Source organism: Kribbella sp. NBC_00382, from assembly GCF_036067295.1.
Classification (GTDB): domain Bacteria; phylum Actinomycetota; class Actinomycetes; order Propionibacteriales; family Kribbellaceae; genus Kribbella.
Genome location: NZ_CP107954.1, coordinates 3,765,754 through 3,782,891 on the forward strand (window position 1 = coordinate 3,765,754; position 17,138 = coordinate 3,782,891).

A 17,138-nucleotide genomic window follows, 5' to 3' on the forward strand; every position below is an offset into this window, starting at 1 on the left:
AGTTCACCGTTGTCGCGACAGCAGGTCGTTCGCCTGCTTCGCTGCGTCGTCCAAGGCTTGCTGAGGTGTCTTCTTACCAGTCAAGGCGGCCTGCAGCTCGACCGCGAGCAGCCCGTTCACCTGCCGGGCGACCGGGTTCGGCTGGCCGGGGTAGGCGTACTGCAGAGCGTCGGCGAACTTGGCCGCCTCGGCATCCTTGGCCGGCACCTTCGCATCGGTCCGCGGCGACAGGAAGCCGGACGCCGTACCGAGGCTGACCACCTGCTTGGGATCGATCATGAAGGAGAGGAACTTCTCCGCGCCGGCGACGTTCTTCGACGCCGCGTTGACGCCCAGCCCGCCGGGCAGCCCGAAACCGACCTGCTTCTTGTCCTTGAGCGGCTGGCCGATGATGACGTTGCCCGCGCCCCAGGTGGTGGCGGCCGTCTGGGCGTCGGCCTGCGAGTTGGCGAAGCCCATCGCGACCTGCTGCTTGCCGAGCGGCGCGTCGGCGATCAGGTTGGCATTCGTCAGCGCACCCTTCGGGATCGCGCCGTCGTTGAACAGGCTGGTCAGGAAGGTCAATGCCTCGACGCCGGGACCTTCGTTGAAGGTCGCCTTCTTGCCGTCCTCGGAGAAGACCGAACCGCCGGCCTGCCAGAGCAGCGGGTAGAAGTTCAGGTTCATCGTCGCGCTCGGCGAGGCCGAGTAGTCCAGCGTCGCGACGCCGGCCGCCTTGAGCTTCGGCGCGGCCGCCTTGATCTCGTCCCAGGTCTGCGGCGGGGTGGTGATACCGGCCTTGTCGAGCAGCTTCTTGTTGTAGATCGTCGTGGTGACCGTGTGGTAGATCGGCGCCGCATAGAGCTTGCCGTCGACGGTCAGTGCGTTGAGCGCGCCCGGCAGGAAGTTGCTCTTGGCCGGCTCGATCACCTTGTCGACCGGGGCGAGCGATCCGTTCGCCACGTACTGCGGGATCTGGTCCGGGTTCAGCACCACGACGTCCGGACCCTTGCCGCCGGAGAACGCGGTGGCGAGCTTCTGGTCACGCTCGGCCCACGGCTGCTGCTCGATCTTCAGGTCCGTACCGGCGTTGGCCGCCTCGAAGTCCTTCTCGACCTGCGCCCAGTAGGCGTCGCCGGCCTTCTGGTCGCCGATCACCGGGTACATCCAGACGGTGACGGTGCTTGACGACGACGACGGCTTGTCGGATCCGCCGCACGACGTGATCGAGGCCGCCACCGCCAGCACGGCGAGCGGTGCCAGGATGCGGTTGACGCTGGTTCTCATCGGAACCCCCTCTAATAACGGTCCGGGCCGAAACTACTGGTTGTGAATTTCCGCTGTCAACGATTTAGGTCGATCCTGAAGAGCTGTGCTCCTGTTGTGACCAGTAACCGGCTGTCACCCTGTACTGCGAGCCGCCGGTTGGCCTGCGTCAGCCAGACGGCCGGTGGAGTGCGTTGCCAGGGGGCGAGCTTGTAGAGCTTGGTGCCGTCGATTCCGGCGTACAGGGCGTCGCGGGTGGCCACGATGTCGCCGCTGGCCGTGGTGCTGCCCAGGTCGAAGCGGCGCTTGAGTCGGCCGCGCAGGGTGTCGACGGCGAAGATCGTCTTGCCGGCCACGCCCCAGAGCAGCCCGTCGGGACCGATCGCGACCGAGCTGACCGTGGCGGCGCCCGCGATCGGGGTCTCCCAGAGCTTGCGGGAGTGCCGGACGTCCCAGGCGAAGACGGTGCCCTCGGCCCGGGTCGGGGGAGTCGTGGTGAGACCGCCGGTGATCGACGTACCGCCGTACACGATGCCGTGGTCGGCGGCGAGGCCGAAGATGCTCTCGTCCTGGACGACGTTGCGGAAGGTCTGGGTGGTACCGGTCTTCGGGTCGTGGATCGCCAGTGCGCCGCCGAGCCGGTCGCCCTCGGGGACGGTGCCGATCGCGATCTTGCCGTCCACCTCGGCGAAAGCGCGGGCCCGCATCTGCTGGTCGGCCTTCATGTTGACCTCGAGCCGCGGGTTGTCCGGCGTACCGGGTGGTCCGGGCGAGTATTCCGGGCTGCTCCACGGCTGGCGTGGATCGTAGGAGTAGACGCGGGCCTCGGGGTAGTTGCCGATCCAGACCCGGCCGTCGGAGGCCTCCATCAACGCTTCGGTCTGCGAGAAGCGGTTGAAGGTCGCCGCGCCGGTCATTGGGTTGACGATCGAGACGCCGCCGTTGAGGAAGCCGCCGACGTACGCCGACTGCTTGCCACCGGCAACCGACAGGATCTCGATCGGCTCCCGGCGTACGGCCGACTGGATGATCTCGGACTTGCCGGTCTGCGGGTTGTAGCGGAAGAGCTCGCCGCGCCACAGCGTGCCGACGATGCTCTTGCCGGGGTAGTCGGGCAGGCCGAGCTCGGCCCAGCCGATCGCGCGGGCGTTCTGGATCCGGCCGGTGAAGGTCAGGCCGGTGCCGGTCAGCGCCTTCGTGGCTGGGTCGTAGCGCTTGAGCTCGCTCTGCTGGATCAGATAGATCTCGCCCTGGTCTCCGACCGGCGAGATGTCGAGGCCGTGAGCAGCGGGGATCTGGTCGGTCCAGGTGCGGGTGGCGAGGTCATAGACGCAGAGCGGTGCCGGGTACGCCGTGCTGAAGCGCGCGTAGAGCTTGCCGGCGCGGGCGGCGAGATCGTAGATGGCGAGGTTCTTGATGTCCGGAATCCCTGGTGGGGAAGGGATTTCGGCGACCGCGCCGGTGACCGGGTCGAGCTCGGCGAGGTGGGCATCGGGGTTGGTGCCGGCGTAGACCTTGCCTCCTGCGTAGGCGATGCTCCTGATGTACGGCTGGCCGGGGATGGCCTGGCCGTAGTCGCGGACCGCGCCGCTGGCGGCGTCGTACCGGAAGATCTTGCCGCCGGGGAAGGTGCCGCCGTAGACGTTGCCTTGCTCGTCGGAGGTCAGGCTCCAGATGTAGTTCTCGCTGGCGACCGGGCGGCCGAGGTCCTCGACGGTGTCGCCCATACCGGGGCGCCAGCGGTAGAGGTGGCCGTTGCTGTAGGTGCCGGCGTAGATGGAGCCGTCCGGGGTCGCGGTGACCGCGTAGCCGGAGTCGGCGCCCTCTAGCGGGGCTGAGACGAGGCTGGCGCCGGTGGCTGGGTCCATGGCGTTCAGGTAGCCGGGTTTGCCGGTGGAGACGTTCCAGATGGCCGCCTTGCCGGCGTCCGGGCCGGGGGCAATGGTGCCGCCGAGCAGGAGTACGTCGGACAGTGGCGTGCCGAGTGGCACCACGGTCGGCGGGTCACTTGCTTGGGCGGTCGCCAGTGGAGTCAGGAGCAGGACGGCAAGAGTAGTGGTCAGCAGCGCACGCATCTTTGGAGACCTCCCAGGGGCGGGGGCAATAACGGTCCTGTCCGAAAGTGTAGAGGCTTAGGGGGTCGGGAGGCGGTCGAGCAGGGTTTCGAGCATCTCGCGGGTGGCGGCGAAGTAGCTGTTCTCGCGGGTCAGGGCGCGGTGGAAGGCGGCCAGCTCGGCGGCGGAGATGGTGTTGGAGAAGGTGCTGATCTCGGTCAGGTCGAGCCGCCGGTTGAACAGGTGGACGGTGTCGCGCCAGCGGTGCAGGAGGGTGACGAGCTCGGCGTCGCGGTGCCGGCCGAGCGCGCCCGAGACGAGCGCCAGGTCGACGGCGGAGACGACGAGTCTGGGGTAGACCTGCCGCTGGGTGGGGGTCTTCGGGGAGAAGCGCTCGTCGGACAGCAGGCGGGTGTTCTCCTGCAGTTCGTCGGCGACGGCCCGTAGTACGCCGGTACGCCGCTCCGCCTCCGCACTGAGCCGCTCGACGAAGATGCCGGTCAGCCCGGCGACCAGCGTCAGCGAGTTGACCGCCGGCTCCCACCGACTGTTGTCCGGCCAGAAGAACCAGATCACCCCCAGCACGAACGCCAACGCCAGCAACCCATAGCTGACCCAAGTGACGATGACCCGCCGATACCCCGCCCACCGAGCGTCCCCTCGGGACACCCGCAAAGCCCCAAGCACCAACCGCAACCGCGCAAGCACCCGCCAGCGGGCCCGGCGCACTTGCTGAACATCAGCAGCCGTGCCCCCGCCAGCTGCGTCTCCGGCGCCCGCCCCGCCCCCAGCGCTCCCCTTACCAACCGCAGTACCGGCGGGGTCTTCCGTCACTGGGACCAGATGTCTTCGGCGAGGAGGTTGGGGACCTCGGCGCCTTCGGGGGCCAGCAGCAGGAGGTCGAGGCCGAAGGGACTGGGGCGGCGGGTGTAGCGGAAGCCGGAGTGGGCGTGCTCGATCGCGGTCAGGCCGCATTCGGCGGTGAGCTTCTTCAGGCGTTCGGTGGAGAACTTGCGGGTGGTGTAGAGCAGGATCGTGTCGTTGGGCTTGAGCGTGACCTCGGTGTGGTCGGGCAGCCCCATCGTCATCGACTCCGAGGTGTTGTTCTGCCAGACGATCTTGACCAGCAGCGCGTCGTTGGTCTCCACCTCGCCGCGGTAGTCGATCAGCCCGTCCTCGATCCGCAGATCGGTGTTGTACCGGAGCGCGCTGGTGACGAACTCGGCGAACGCACGGGTCTGCTGGTACTCATCAGCCGCCGCATCCGCAGCCGTCTGGTCGAGGCTGCTGGTGCTCGCGACCTCGAGCAGCAGCCGGTCCTGCGGGCGTAGTACCCGGGTGATCGTGCCGAGCAGCTCCAGATCGCTCTCGAAGTTGGCCAGCGTGTTGCCGGTCAGTGTGAACAGGATCGGCTCGTCGCCGACCAGCCTTGCGAGCATCTGGCCGAGCTCGCCCATGTTGTCGGCGATCGAGAAGTCGAGCTGGACGGGCAGCACCTGCGACATCGGGAAGCCGAGCCCACGGACCGGCTCCAGCGTGCCCATCCGGAGCATCTCGGAGCTCATGTCGACCGGGATGTAGAACATGTCCCGGTTCTTCCGGTACATGTCGGCGAGGATCGTCCGGTCCTTCACGCCGGTACCGACGCCGAGGCTGACGAAGTGGAAGCCGGTCTTGTCGGTGTGCGGCCGGACCTTGCGCCAGTGCCGCAGGAACGACTCGGCGCCGGCCTTCATCACCAGGTAGAACGGGTCGTTGGTCGCGTTCGCCCAGGCGATCGTCGGGCCGATCCCCCAGTAGGAGAAGCCGGAGGTGATCTGCTTGCCGTCGCCGGTCTCCGAGTGCGGACCGCGCAGGTCGCCGGTCAGCGTCGCGAGCTTGTCGGTCTGGTCCTCGCCGACCAGCATCAGCGACCAGGCGAAGTCGTCGTCGCGCAACGCCTGCTCGAGCTTCCGGATCACGTGCACCGGCTCGTCGGTCACTTCGCCACCCCTCAGACAGTGAGAGGTCAGGTTACCGGCTGCCCACGCTCAGCGCAGGTGTGGAAAAGCACTGTCGCGCCGTCCGGGTCAGACAGACTTGACCGCGTCGGCCTCGCGGCCCTTGGGCCCGTCCACCACCTCGAACTCGACCTGCTGGCCGTCCTCGAGCGTCTTGTACCCGTCGGTGACGATCTTGCTCCAGTGGACGAACACGTCGTCCAGGCCGTCCACGGCGAGAAAGCCGTAGCCCTTGTCGGCGTTGAACCACTTCACGGTGCCGCGCACCATCACAACTCCTGTTGACCTTCAACGGAACCCGCTCACCGGGCCCCTCGGGTGCCCGGCCACCGGTGAACCGGTTGATCGAGCGGTCAACAAGACTAACCCAGCATCTGTTGGAGCCGTGTGAGGATCAGCAGGGGTGGACTGATCAGCCGCGGTGCGAGGCGGCAAGGCCGATGATGCCGGCGGCGACCAGGAGCAGGGCGGCGGTGAGGCCGACGTCGTCGGTCTGCACCACGCCGTTGTCGTTCAGGATCCAGATCCCGGCGCCGCCGGTCAGGATGGTGCCGGCGATGATGCCCGGGACGTCCGGCTTGATCTTCCTCATCAGCGCTCCACCCTGATGCTGCCCAGCTTGACGTGCAGGTCCAGGGTGACGGTCTGCGGACTCGCCTTGCCGTCAGCGCCCAGGTCGGTCACTGCCATCTTCGCACTGTGGCCGCCCTTGACCTTGCCGAAGGCATCGACCTGGCCGGTGTCGGCGGCCAGGTTGCCGGTGACATCGACGTTCGGTGGCAGCTTGACGACGACCTCGCCCGCGCCGCCGTCGACGAACACCTTGGCGCCGGGCTTGAAGACCGCCTTGGTCAGGTCCAGCTTCACCGAACCGGCATCGAACCGGTACGCCGTACTGCCGGCGTCGATCGAGTCGCTTGGGGTGGCGACGAAGTCCACGCTCGCGATGTCGCGGGGGATGTGTGGGAAGACGGTGCTGGCCGCGATGCCGAGCGCCAGCAGGATCCCGAGTGGCAGCAGGCCAATGGTCTTGCCCAGGAATCCACCGAGCAGCATGCCCAGGCCGAGGGTGGCCAGGCCGATCACGAGCATCGTGGTGGTCGGTGCGCCGGCCAGCCAGGCGATGGCGATCGCGATGCCCGACAGCAGGACGACCGTGGGCTTCACTCCGCGGTACCCCCTGACCGGGGGTGCAGCGGGCGGGCGGGTGGCCGCGGTGGTGGGCTGCGGGGGCTCATCGACGTACAGGCCGAGGGGGTCGTCCTCGGTCCAGACGGGCTGGACCGGCTCGGTTACCCGGTCCTGGGGACGCTGCTGGGCGGCTGAGGCCGGCTGGGTCGGCGGGGGAGTTGGCTGGTCGGTCGGGCGGTTGGCTGCACTCCACTGGGCTGCCTGCTGGGCCCACTGACTGCCGTGGTGCCCGTGCTGGTGCGCCCGCTGGATGTGCCGCTCGGCGTGGCGCTGGACGCGGTCCACGGTGCGCTGGGCCCGCTCGGCGCTGCGCTCGCCCCACTGGACGTTGCGGCGGCCCCAGTGATCGCGGCCCTTGCGGCGGAACACGAACAGCCAGAGCAGCCCGAGCACCACCAGTGGCCCGGGGATCAGCTTGCCGAAGTTGAAGGAGGACATCAGCGCGATGGCGGAGAACACGCAGACACCGATCACCCCCGGCCACAGCCACGGGTGGTCCGGCCGGACCCGGTCACCGAGCACACCCTGCGCGGCAGAGCGGTCGCTGCCCTCGTCGGGCATCAGCATCCAGGCGGCGATGTAGAAGATGATGCCGGGGCCGCTGAGGATCAGTACCGCCATCACTACCCGGATCAGCACGGGGTCGACGTTCAGCGCGCGGCCCATCCCGCCGCAGACACCGGCGAGCATCCGGTCCGACCGGCTGCGACGCCAGCTCTGCACGTCCTTCAGCTGATCGCGGTCGAATCCCCCGCTCGAGTTCTGCTCCATGGCACCGATACTGTCCCCTCGCGGGCGGCTGCAACATCGGGGATCCCCCTTTGCGGACCCCGGCCCGCCGCTCGGCCGCAGTCGGCTAGGGGTTCTCCCCGGGCCGACCCTGAGTGCAGTGAGTGACCGTTGAGGAGTCAGCCGGGGGGAAGCCCGCTGGTGCGGGGCCTGTTGGCATGTGACGATCGTGGTGATGACACAACCAGCTGCTACTGCGCCTCCGGGCGGGTCCTCGGGCCCGGTCGCGGGTCCGTATGCCCCGGGGCCGCAATACAGCGCCCCTGGAGCCCAGCAGCAGCCCCCGCCCGGCAACGAGCCCCCGCCGGTACGCCGCGCCTACCGGCGAGCAGAAGGCCGCGTAGTGAGCGGTGTGGCCGGCGGCATTGCTGATCACCTCAACGTGTCCGACACCGTGGTCCGCCTGGTGTTCATCGGCGCGACCGTGTTCGGCGGGTTCGGCGTACTGATCTATGCGGCTCTCTGGTTCCTGATGCCTCTCGAGGTGTCGACCGGTCCCAACGCGCCTGGACTGGCTGCGGCGACCCGGAGCGGAATGCGGCCGGAGACCCCCGCGCCGCCGATCGCATCGCCGGGCAAGGAGCGGCGCAAGGAGAAGAGCCGCGGCCAGCTGACAGCGCTCGTCGTGGTCGGCGTCGGGGTGCTCCTGCTGCTCAACGTCGCCGGGTTCGGTGTGGCCGGCAAGATGTTCTGGCCGCTGGTGTTCGCCGGTACCGGTCTGGCGCTGATCTGGCGGCAGGCCGACGAGGGGCAGCGCAACGCCTGGGTGGGCAAGGCACCGACCCTCAACACGTTGTTCGGCAAGGGCGGGTGGAAGTCGGTCATCCGGGTCGCTGTCGGGCTGATCCTGATCGGGACCGCAGTCACCGTGTTCCTGGTGCAGAACGGCCGGCTGTCGATGGTGGGCGACGTACTGGTCGCTCTGCTGCTGGCAGTGGTCGGTATCGGGGTCATCGCGGGGCCGTGGGTGCACCGGCTCAGCCGTGACCTCAACAACGAGCGTGCTGAGCGCGTGCGGTCGCAGGAGCGCGCCGACATGGCCGCGCACCTGCATGACTCGGTGCTGCAGACGCTGGCCCTCATCCAGAAGCAGGCGAACGATCCGCGGGCCGTAGTACGGCTGGCTCGGTCGCAGGAGCGCGACTTGCGGTCCTGGCTGTACGACGAGGACGACAACACCGACCAGACGCTGGCCGGTGCGGCGAAGCGGGCCGCTGCCGAGGTGGAGGACTCCCACGGCGTACCGGTGGAGGTCGTCACGGTGGGCGACTGCGATCTGACCGAGGGGCTGTCGGCGATGGTCCGGGCCGCGCGCGAGTCGATGGTGAACGCCGCCAAGCACTCCGGAGCTGACAAGATCGACGTGTTCGTCGAGGTGGACGGGGACCGGGCCGAGATGTTCGTCCGGGACCGTGGCAAGGGCTTCGACACCGACGGGGTGCCGGAGGACCGGCTCGGGCTGCGGCACAGCGTGATGGGCAGGATGGAACGGCACGGCGGCCGCGCAACAGTGCGGTCGAGCCCGGAAACAGGCACCGAAGTGCGACTGGAGATGGACAGATGACACAGCGGCGAGTGGTCGTTATCGATGATCACGACATGTTCCGGGCAGGCGTCCGCAGCGAGATCGGCGCCTCGGTGGAGATCGTCGGCGAGGGTGCCGACGTGGAGTCCGCGGTGAAGGCGATCGTCGGGACCGAGCCGGACGTGGTGCTGCTCGACGTGCACCTGCCCGGCGGCGGTGGTATCGAGGTGATGAAGCAGGTGCACCAGCGGCACCCGGAGATCAAGTTCCTGGCACTGTCGGTCTCCGACGCGGCCGAGGACGTGATCGGCGTGATCCGGGCCGGCGCCCGCGGCTACGTCACCAAGAACATCAGCGGCACCGAACTGGTCGACGCGATCGGCCGGGTCGCCGACGGCGATGCGGTCTTCTCCCCGCGGTTGGCAGGTTTCGTCCTGGACGCGTTCTCCGGCGCGATCGACATCGCCTCGGTGGACGAGGACCTGGACCGCCTCTCCCAGCGCGAGCGCGAGGTCCTCCGCCTGATCGCCCGCGGCTACGCCTACAAGGAAGTGGCCCGCGAACTCTTCATCTCTGTCAAGACCGTCGAGACCCACGTCTCCTCGGTCCTGCGCAAACTCCAGCTCTCCAACCGCCACGAACTGACCCGCTGGGCGACAGACCGCCGCCTGGTCTGAGGTACTAGCGGGTGTTTGACGTGTAGGGCAGCAGGGCCATCTCGCGGGCGTTCTTGATCGCCCGCGAGACCTGCTTCTGTTGCTGGACCGTCAGGCCGGTCACCCGGCGGGAGCGGATCTTGCCGCGGTCGGAGATGAACTTGCGGAGCAGAGCGGTGTCCTTGTAGTCGACGAACTCGACCTTGTGCAGCGGATTCTGCTTCGGCTTGCGGGGACCGGCCGGCTTTCCACGTTGTGCCATCGTCACACCTTACATACTATTGACAATCGTTTTCAACTAGCTTGGCGAGTTGTGGACAGGGCACATATTCGCCACCCCGACAGGGGCGCAGCGGGCTTTGGGACTGTTATACCGTCGACTCTCATGGAGCGGAATCTCACAGCCGAACAGCTCGCGCTCTTCGAGAAGGAGTTCGCGTCGAACCCGCAGTACCGGGTGATGCAGAACGCCGTCACGGAGACGCCGATCGCCAAGATCGCCCTGGATCGCCAGATCGTCACCTCGATCGACCATTCCGTGTCGAACCTGCTCGACGACTGGAAGGTGACGAACCAGAAGAAGAGCGGGCGGTGCTGGCTGTTCGCCGGCCTGAACCTGCTCCGGGCCGGTACCGCCGAGAAGCTCGGCGTGAAGGACTTCGAGTTCTCCCAGAACTACCTGCTGTTCTGGGACAAGTTCGAGCGGGCCAACTTCTTCCTCGAGGCGATGATCGACACCGCCGAGCGCGACGTCGACGACCGGACCGTGGCGCACCTGCTGTCCGACCCGATCGGTGACGGCGGCCAGTGGAACATGTTCGTCGCGCTGGTCCGCAAGCACGGCCTGGTGCCGAAGACCGCGATGCCGGAGACGGAGAGCTCGTCGGCCACCGCGCAGATGAACGACTCGCTCCGCAAGCTGCTCCGCCAGGGCGCGCGCGACCTGCGCAAGCTCGACGGCGCCGAGGCGCAGCGGGCGCACAAGCAGGAGCTGCTGACCACGATCCACCGGGTGCTGAGCATCCACCTCGGTACGCCGCCGCAGAAGTTCCTGTGGCAGTGGAAAGACAGCGACAAGGGCTTCCACCGCGACGGCTGGACGACGCCGGCCGAGTTCGCCGCCGCGTACGTGACGCTGCCGGTCGACGAGTACGTCTGCATCGTGCACGACCCGCGCGAGTCGAGCCCGACCGGCAAGACCTTCACCGTCGACTACCTCGGCAACGTCATCGACGCCCCGCCGGTGGTCTACCTGAACGTCGAGATCGACCTGATGAAGCAGCTCACCCAGGACGCCATCGTCGGTGGCGAGCCGGTCTGGTTCGGCTGTGACGTCGGCAAGCAGATGTCGGCCGACCTCGGCTACTGGGACGCCGGGCTGTACGACTTCGGCGCCGTCTACGACACCGAGTTCTCGCTGGACAAGGCCGAGCGGCTGCTGCACCACGAGACGCTGATGACGCACGCGATGCTGTTCACCGGCGTCGACCTGGTCGACGGCAAGCCGCGCCGCTGGCGGGTGGAGAACAGCTGGGGCGACGAGAAGGCCGACAACGGCTTCTGGACGATGAACGACTCCTGGTACGCCGAGCACGTCTTCGAGATCGCCGTCCGCAAGTCGTCCCTCCCGGCCGACCTGCAGGCCCGCTTCGACGAGGCCCCGATCGTGCTCCCGGCCTGGGACCCGATGGGCGCCCTCGCCGACTGACAACTAGTACTTCCTGTACTCCCGAACGGCCGGCGCGGATCCCGCGCCGGCCGTTTCAGCTTGCTAGCCGAGCGAAGCGCGAATGAGCGCGGTCATCTCGTCCGGCCGTTCCAGCGACGGCAGATGCCCCGCCCAGGAAAGCTCGGTGTGCTCGACATCCGGCAGCAGCTCCACCAGGTACTCCGCGCAGGCGCCGAAGAACTTCAGCTCGTGCGCCCCGGTGAAGAGCTTGATCGGCGCCGTGATGCCACCGACCTCCCACTCGTCGGCGTCCACGTCACCCGCCGCCAGCTGCACCTCGAACGCGTGCTTCTGCATCACCCGCACCAGCTCACGCGCCGCGTCGTCAGCCTCAGGCCCAACCGACGTCCGCACGTTCAGCTCCGTCGCCCCGTCGATGTCCCCGGCTTCCAGCAGCCGGTTCTCCTCAGCCGCGAACGCCCGGAAATCATCGGTAGGCACCACGTTGTCCGCCGGCGGCGACATCAGCACCAGTCGCTCGAACCGCTCCGGCGCCCGGCTGGCCGCCTGCAACACGATGTACGCCCCGTACGACGACCCGACAGCCTTCGTACTCGACACTCCCAGCTCGTCGAGCACCTCGAGCACATCCGCGGCATCGGCGTACTTCGCCCCCGCCTCGAGCGGCGTCTCGCCGTACCCGCGCAGATCCACCGTGATCACCCGATGATCCCTCCGCAGGTCCTCGACCTGCCGGGCCCACATCCGCGCATCACAGACTCCCGCATGAACCAACAACACTGCCGGCCCGTCGCCGACCACCTGATGAGAAATCGTCATGGCGAGAGCCTCGCGCTCGTGCGTGAAACCCGCAAATGCTTTAGCTCCGGGCAACGAGGCCCTTCTGGTACGCGGGTTGCGGCGCCCCCCATGGACAGGCGGTCAGCCGAGGCGGATGACCGTAAAGGCTTCGGCGAAGTGGGTGTCGGGGAAGCCGGCCCGGGTGGCGTTGTGGTTGAGCATGGTGCGGACCCGGGGGATCAGGGTGTCGAGATCGGCGTGCTGGCTAGTGTGGGCCATCACGGCGGCCAGCTTCTGGTCGACGGTGTCGGTGATGTCGACGTAGTGGTTGAACTCCGGGTGTGCGACCAGCCAGAGCTCGCCGACCGTCCACGCCTCCTCGGTCAGCTCGGGGTACGCGAACGGGTTGCCGGCGGCCGGGAAGAACGCCCGCACGGTGGCCTCGCCGGCCGCGAGGTGGTCGGGGTGCGAGGCCGGCAGCCGGGACCAGTTGCGCTCGGGCGACTGGCAGACCAGCCGCTGCGGGCGAACCTGGCGGATCACCCGGCTGATGTCCCGGATCACGTCCTGGGTCGGTTCGAGGTAGCCGTCCTGGTAGCCGAGGAAGTGCAGGTCGTGGACCCCCACCTGCTCGGCCGCCGCGGTCTGTTCGGCCCGGCGTACTGCGGGCATCTCGGCGCGATCGCGATCGGCCTCGAACCCGCCGGCCTGGCCGTCGGTCACCATGCAGTAGCTGACCTCGATCCCCGCCTTGGTCCACAGCGCGACCGTTCCGGCGACGCCGAAGTCGACGTCGTCGGGATGCGCGGAGACCACCAGGACGCGCTCGATCTCACTGTCAGGACGGGGATTCGCAGGGGGCACAGTCACGCCGTGACCTTAACTCCTGACGCCGTCAGTGCGGGGACGCGCTTGAGGTTGCGGTGCTGGATCACCTCGTCGGCGATGCCGTAGTCGCAGGCCTCCTGGGCGGTGAGGACGTGGTCGCGGTCGGTGTCGTGGCGGAGCCGTTCGATCGACTGCCCGGTATGGGCCGCCAGGATCGCCTCTTGCTGACTGCGTACGCGCACCAACTCGTCGGCCTGCAGGATCAGGTCGGGGATGGTGCCCCGGCCACTCGCACCCGGCTGGTGCAGTACGACGCGAGCATGCGGCAGGATCGCCCGCTCGCCAGGTGCTCCAGCGGCGAGCAGTACTGCGCCTGCTGCGATCGCCTGGCCGACGCAGAACGTGGCGACCGGGGCGCTGATCACCTGCATGGTGTCGTAGATCGCGAGCATGGCCGTCATGTCACCGCCCTCGCAGTTGATGTAGAGGTTGATCGGGCTCTCCGGCCGGTCCGCCTCCAGATGCAGGAGCTGGGCGATCAACGCGTTCGCGACGCCGGCGTCGATCGCAGTACCGAGGTAGATGATGCGCTCGGTCAGCAGATGCGAGTAGACGTCCATGATCCGGTCGCCGCGCGGATGCGGGCTGACCACGTTGGGAATCATGTAGCTCATCGGATCACTCCTGCCTGTGCGGTCTGTTGTGGCATCACCTGGTCGAAGGTCTCCACGATGTGGTCGATGAACCCGTACGTCCGGGCCTCCTCGGCCGTGTACCACCGGTCGTGCAGCGAGTCGTCGAAGACCGTCTCGATCGGCTGCCCGGTATCGGCCGCGACCAGCCCGAGCACGGTGTCGCGGATGTGCCTCAGGTCGTTCGCCTGGATCTCGATCTCCACCGCCGAGCCGCCGATCCCGGCCGACCCCTGGTGCATCAGGACCCGCGCATGCCGGAGCGCGAAGCGCTTGCCCGGCGTACCGGCCGACAGCAGGAACTGCCCCGCACTGCAGGCCAGCCCGAGCGCCAGCGTCGACACGTCACACGGCACCAGCCGCATCACGTCCCGGATCGCCAGCATCGACGGCACCGACCCCCCGATCGAATGGATCCACAAGGACACATCCGCCTCCGGGTCCTCAGCCGCCAACGTCAGCAACTGGGTAGCCAGCAACGTCCCGTTGTCATCGTCCAACTGCCCGTCCAGCACCACCACCCGCCGCCGCAACAACCCCAGCCGAGTCTGCTCACTGAACATCGGAACTTTCGTTTCATCCGCCATGCCTCCACCATGACCACCCGCGGACCCCCGACCCCAGGTTTTCTGCCCACAGCAGGTCTGCTGACAGGCGACGAACCGGCCGCCGTCCAGCGAGTCGGCGTTTGTCGGGAGGGGTGTCTAAGGTGGTGGGCGATGACGACGCTCTTTTCTCCAGATGAACTGCCGGTACCGCTCGAGGCGCCCAAGAAGCACCGGGCGGATCCGGCCGAGCTGCTCGAGGGGTTGAACCCGCAGCAGCGGGCTGCTGTGGTGCATGCGGGCAAGCCGTTGCTGGTGGTGGCCGGTGCGGGGTCGGGCAAGACGCGGGTGCTGACCCGGCGGATCGCGTATCTGCTGGCGGCGCGGGACGCGCATCCGGGGTCGATCCTGGCGATCACCTTCACCAACAAGGCGGCCGCCGAGATGCGCGAGCGCGTCGTCGACCTGGTCGGGCCGCGGGCGAAGCTGATGTGGGTCTCCACCTTCCACTCCTCCTGCGTGCGGATCCTGCGCCGCGACATCAAGCGGTTCGGGATCAGCTCGACGTTCTCGATCTACGACAGCACCGACTCGCGCCGGCTGATGACGCTGGTCTGCCGCGAGCTCGACCTGGACGTCAAGCGGTACAACCCGCGCGCGATCCTGAACTGGATCAGCACCCAGAAGAACGAGCTGATCGACCACGAGTCGGCCGCTTCCAAGACCGAGAACCACCTGGAAGAGACGTACGCCGAGTGCTACCGGATCTACCAGGAGCGGCTGGCCCAGGCCAACGCGCTGGACTTCGACGACCTGCTGATGACCACGGTCAACCTGCTGCAGGCCTTCCCCGAGGTCCGGGAGTACTACCGCCGCCGGTTCCGCCACGTGCTCGTCGACGAGTACCAGGACACCAACCACGCGCAGTACACGCTGATCCGTGAGCTCTGTGCGCAACTGGAGCCGGGCCCGAACGACGGCCCGATCAGTCCGCCGGCCGAGCTGATGGTGGTCGGCGACTCCGACCAGTCCATCTACGCCTTCCGCGGCGCGACGATCCGCAACATCCTCGCGTTCGAGGAGGACTTCGCCGGCGCCGAGACGATCCTGCTGGAGCAGAACTACCGCTCCACCCAGACGATCCTGTCCGCGGCCAACGCGGTGATCAGCCGGAACGAGGGCCGTCCGGCGAAGAACCTGTGGTCGGACTCCGGCCAGGGTGAGCAGATCGCGGTCTATGTGGCCGACAACGAGCACGACGAGGCACAGTTCGTCGCCGACGAGATCGACCGGCTGGCCGACGCCGACGGGGTCAAGCCGTCCGACGTCGCGGTGTTCTACCGGACCAACGCGCAGTCACGGGTGTTCGAGGAGGTCTTCATCCGTACCGGCCATCCCTACAAGGTGGTCGGCGGCGTCCGGTTCTACGAGCGCAAGGAGGTCCGCGACGCGCTCGCGTACCTGCGGGTGCTGACCAACCCCGAGGACACCGTCTCGCTGCGCCGGATCCTCAACGTGCCCAAGCGCGGCATCGGCGAGCGCGCCGAGGCGGCGATCGAGGCGCTGGCTCTCCGCGACCGGATCACCTTCTCGGCGGCCCTGCGGCGGGCTCACGACGCCCCGGCGATGGCTAGCCGTAGCGCCAACGCAGTACAGGCCTTCATCGACATCCTCGACGAGCTGACCGCGATGGTCGACTCGGGCGCCCCGCCGGACGACATCCTGGACGTCGCACTGCACCGCTCCGGGTACTACGAGGAGCTGCAGAAGTCGCCGGACCCGCAGGACGAGACCAGGGTGGAGAACCTGGACGAGTTCATCTCGGTCGCCCGGGAGTTCGTCGAGGAGCGCACCGCTGCCAACGAGCCGGCCGATCTGCAGGCGTTCCTGGAGCGGGTCGCGCTGGTCGCCGACGCGGACCAGATCCCCGACGCCGCCGACGACGGTGGCGTGGTCACGCTGATGACCCTGCACACCGCGAAGGGCCTCGAGTTCCCGGTCGTCTTCCTGACCGGGATGGAGGACGGCATCTTCCCGCACTCCCGGTCGCTGAACGACATGAAGGAACTGGAGGAGGAGCGGCGGCTCGCGTACGTCGGGATCACCCGCGCCCGGCAGCGGCTGGCGATCTCGCGGGCAGCGGTCCGCAGCGCGTTCGGCGCCCCGCAGCACAACCCGCCCTCGCGCTTTCTGGAGGAGATCCCCGGCGAGCTGCTCGACTGGCGCCGCGACGAGTCCGCGATCACCCGCTGGTCCGGGACCGGTACGTCGTCCGGCGGCTCCAGTGGGGTCCAATCGCGGTGGGAGCCGGCCCGGCGGACGGCGTCCGACAAGCCCATCGTCAGCCTCAACCCGGGCGACCGGGTGGTGCACGACAGCTTCGGCATGGGCACCGTCGTGGTGGTCCGCGGAGAGGGTCAGCAGGCCCAGGCGGATATCGACTTCGGCTCCGAGGGCGTCAAGCGCCTCCTGCTCCGCTACGCCCCTGTGGAAAAGATTTAACAGACCACGACGTGCCGAAAAGCAGGCTGGCTGCGACAATTGAGGTTCGGCCCCTCCCGGACGAAGGTCCAGCCCCATGCCCAAGGCACCAGACGCGAGCAACCGCCGGATCATCCTGGCGGGGGCGAACCCTGGGCTGAGGCTGTTCGACAAGGACGGCAAGGTCACCGCGTTCGCCTCGATCTGGATGGTCGACTGGTCGATCTGCGGAGCCGGTACGGCGGTAGTGCTCTGGTTCGACGGGATCGTCCGGGTGGTCTCCGAGGACGTCGACCTGGCCTCCTGGCTGGAGCGGTACTTCGTCCGCTCGTTCCTCGAGGTGCAAGGCCTGCCGTGGCACGAGCCGGCCGTCGAGCGCGACCTGGTCCAGGTCTCGATGAACCTCGCCGACGGGCTGAGCGCCAAGGCCGCCGACATCCAGATCGAGATGGGCGGCGTGCTCGACCGGCGGCTGTTCGCGACCGACAACTTCCAGCTCGCCGAGGGCGCCCACAGCCTCAGCCTGGTGATCGCCCCGGTCCGCTCCGCGACGGTGTCGATCGGCGGCGCGTCCGTACCGGGCTTCGTCCAGGTGGACGGCTCGGCCGACCGCCCGGGATCGTCCGCCTTCCTCACCACTGCCGAGGTTTGGCGCCGCTAGC

17 protein-coding genes are annotated in these 17,138 nt (G+C 68.1%); 5 read left to right on the forward strand and 12 right to left on the reverse strand.

All coding sequences use genetic code 11. The features are described from left to right. Positions 1–3: 3 nt before the first annotated feature. The 7 genes from OHA70_RS18470 to OHA70_RS18500 form a co-directional block, all read right to left on the reverse strand. Positions 4–1,266 (reverse strand): ABC transporter substrate-binding protein, encoded by a 1,263-nt coding sequence (locus OHA70_RS18470; RefSeq protein ID WP_328334179.1) that lies wholly within the window; start codon positions 1,264–1,266, stop codon positions 4–6. A 56-nt stretch (positions 1,267–1,322) separates the two neighbouring features. Beyond that, positions 1,323–3,320, reverse strand: a complete 1,998-nt coding sequence (locus OHA70_RS18475) for a hypothetical protein (RefSeq protein ID WP_328334181.1) — start codon at positions 3,318–3,320, stop codon at positions 1,323–1,325. Positions 3,321–3,377: 57 nt separating this feature from the next. Beyond that, entirely contained in the window at positions 3,378–4,028 is a 651-nt protein-coding gene (locus OHA70_RS18480) for a hypothetical protein (protein ID WP_328334183.1), read from the reverse strand. Positions 4,029–4,129: 101 nt separating this feature from the next. Beyond that, the gene (locus OHA70_RS18485) at positions 4,130–5,281 is read right to left on the reverse strand and encodes an L-histidine N(alpha)-methyltransferase (protein ID WP_328334185.1); all 1,152 of its coding nucleotides are present in this window, start codon (positions 5,279–5,281) and stop codon (positions 4,130–4,132) included. Positions 5,282–5,368: 87 nt separating this feature from the next. Continuing rightward, positions 5,369–5,569, reverse strand: a complete 201-nt coding sequence (locus tag OHA70_RS18490; RefSeq protein ID WP_328334187.1) for a cold-shock protein — start codon at positions 5,567–5,569, stop codon at positions 5,369–5,371. 142 nt (positions 5,570–5,711) lie between these two features. Next, positions 5,712–5,891, reverse strand: coding sequence for a hypothetical protein (locus OHA70_RS18495; protein ID WP_328334189.1), 180 nt, complete (start codon positions 5,889–5,891; stop codon positions 5,712–5,714). Beyond that, a complete protein-coding gene (locus OHA70_RS18500; RefSeq protein WP_328334191.1) occupies positions 5,891–7,261 on the reverse strand; it encodes a PspC domain-containing protein in 1,371 nt (456 codons plus the stop codon). The genes OHA70_RS18495 and OHA70_RS18500 overlap by 1 nt, the downstream gene beginning before the upstream one ends. Before the next feature lie 193 nt (positions 7,262–7,454). Between OHA70_RS18500 and OHA70_RS18505 the strand changes: the two genes are divergently transcribed. Together OHA70_RS18505 and OHA70_RS18510 are read left to right on the forward strand one after the other, a co-directional pair. Continuing rightward, a complete protein-coding gene (locus tag OHA70_RS18505) occupies positions 7,455–8,843 on the forward strand; it encodes an ATP-binding protein (RefSeq protein ID WP_328334193.1) in 1,389 nt (462 codons plus the stop codon). Then, entirely contained in the window at positions 8,840–9,481 is a 642-nt protein-coding gene (locus tag OHA70_RS18510) for a response regulator transcription factor (RefSeq protein ID WP_328334195.1), read from the forward strand. The genes OHA70_RS18505 and OHA70_RS18510 overlap by 4 nt, the downstream gene beginning before the upstream one ends. Before the next feature lie 4 nt (positions 9,482–9,485). On the opposite strand, the gene rpsR is transcribed toward OHA70_RS18510, so the two are convergent. Further along, positions 9,486–9,722, reverse strand: a complete 237-nt coding sequence (gene rpsR / locus OHA70_RS18515) for a 30S ribosomal protein S18 (protein ID WP_328334197.1) — start codon at positions 9,720–9,722, stop codon at positions 9,486–9,488. A gap of 123 nt (positions 9,723–9,845) precedes the next feature. Here rpsR and OHA70_RS18520 point away from each other — a divergent pair, with 123 nt between their 5' ends. After that, positions 9,846–11,168 (forward strand): aminopeptidase C, encoded by a 1,323-nt coding sequence (locus OHA70_RS18520; RefSeq protein WP_328334199.1) that lies wholly within the window; start codon positions 9,846–9,848, stop codon positions 11,166–11,168. Positions 11,169–11,231: 63 nt separating this feature from the next. Here the strand turns inward: OHA70_RS18520 and OHA70_RS18525 are convergent, their stop codons facing one another. The 4 genes from OHA70_RS18525 to OHA70_RS18540 form a co-directional block, all read right to left on the reverse strand. Further along, a complete protein-coding gene (locus OHA70_RS18525) occupies positions 11,232–11,969 on the reverse strand; it encodes an alpha/beta fold hydrolase (protein ID WP_328334201.1) in 738 nt (245 codons plus the stop codon). 102 nt (positions 11,970–12,071) lie between these two features. Then, positions 12,072–12,800 carry a PIG-L deacetylase family protein gene (locus OHA70_RS18530; RefSeq protein WP_328334203.1) on the reverse strand — a complete coding sequence of 243 codons (729 nt, stop codon included), beginning with the start codon at positions 12,798–12,800 and terminating at the stop codon, positions 12,072–12,074. After that, positions 12,797–13,432 (reverse strand): ClpP family protease, encoded by a 636-nt coding sequence (locus OHA70_RS18535; protein WP_328334205.1) that lies wholly within the window; start codon positions 13,430–13,432, stop codon positions 12,797–12,799. Before OHA70_RS18535 ends, OHA70_RS18530 begins: the two co-directional genes overlap by 4 nt. Next, entirely contained in the window at positions 13,429–14,037 is a 609-nt protein-coding gene (locus OHA70_RS18540; RefSeq protein ID WP_328334207.1) for a ClpP family protease, read from the reverse strand. Before OHA70_RS18540 ends, OHA70_RS18535 begins: the two co-directional genes overlap by 4 nt. A gap of 132 nt (positions 14,038–14,169) precedes the next feature. Between OHA70_RS18540 and pcrA the strand changes: the two genes are divergently transcribed. Both pcrA and OHA70_RS18550 read left to right on the forward strand, forming a co-directional pair. After that, a complete protein-coding gene (gene pcrA, locus OHA70_RS18545) occupies positions 14,170–16,497 on the forward strand; it encodes a DNA helicase PcrA (protein ID WP_328334209.1) in 2,328 nt (775 codons plus the stop codon). Positions 16,498–16,573: 76 nt separating this feature from the next. Further along, a complete protein-coding gene (locus OHA70_RS18550; RefSeq protein WP_328334211.1) occupies positions 16,574–17,137 on the forward strand; it encodes a hypothetical protein in 564 nt (187 codons plus the stop codon). The last annotated feature ends 1 nt before the right edge of the window (position 17,138 follow it).

Excerpts from the sequence above, each read along its gene's own strand:
- OHA70_RS18535 (WP_328334205.1), bottom strand. The coding sequence starts at position 13,432 with ATGAGCTACATGATTCCCAACGTGGTCAGCCCGCATCCGCGCGGCGAC.
- OHA70_RS18475 (WP_328334181.1), bottom strand. The coding sequence starts at position 3,320 with ATGCGTGCGCTGCTGACCACTACTCTTGCCGTCCTGCTCCTGACTCCA.
- OHA70_RS18510 (WP_328334195.1), top strand. The coding sequence starts at position 8,840 with ATGACACAGCGGCGAGTGGTCGTTATCGATGATCACGACATGTTCCGG.
- rpsR (WP_328334197.1), bottom strand. The coding sequence starts at position 9,722 with ATGGCACAACGTGGAAAGCCGGCCGGTCCCCGCAAGCCGAAGCAGAAT.
- OHA70_RS18470 (WP_328334179.1), bottom strand. The coding sequence starts at position 1,266 with ATGAGAACCAGCGTCAACCGCATCCTGGCACCGCTCGCCGTGCTGGCG.
- OHA70_RS18520 (WP_328334199.1), top strand. The coding sequence starts at position 9,846 with ATGGAGCGGAATCTCACAGCCGAACAGCTCGCGCTCTTCGAGAAGGAG.
- OHA70_RS18540 (WP_328334207.1), bottom strand. The coding sequence starts at position 14,037 with ATGGCGGATGAAACGAAAGTTCCGATGTTCAGTGAGCAGACTCGGCTG.
- OHA70_RS18525 (WP_328334201.1), bottom strand. The coding sequence starts at position 11,969 with ATGACGATTTCTCATCAGGTGGTCGGCGACGGGCCGGCAGTGTTGTTG.
- pcrA (WP_328334209.1), top strand. The coding sequence starts at position 14,170 with ATGACGACGCTCTTTTCTCCAGATGAACTGCCGGTACCGCTCGAGGCG.
- OHA70_RS18505 (WP_328334193.1), top strand. The coding sequence starts at position 7,455 with ATGACACAACCAGCTGCTACTGCGCCTCCGGGCGGGTCCTCGGGCCCG.
- OHA70_RS18490 (WP_328334187.1), bottom strand. The coding sequence starts at position 5,569 with ATGGTGCGCGGCACCGTGAAGTGGTTCAACGCCGACAAGGGCTACGGC.
- OHA70_RS18550 (WP_328334211.1), top strand. The coding sequence starts at position 16,574 with ATGCCCAAGGCACCAGACGCGAGCAACCGCCGGATCATCCTGGCGGGG.
- OHA70_RS18500 (WP_328334191.1), bottom strand. The coding sequence starts at position 7,261 with ATGGAGCAGAACTCGAGCGGGGGATTCGACCGCGATCAGCTGAAGGAC.
- OHA70_RS18495 (WP_328334189.1), bottom strand. The coding sequence starts at position 5,891 with ATGAGGAAGATCAAGCCGGACGTCCCGGGCATCATCGCCGGCACCATC.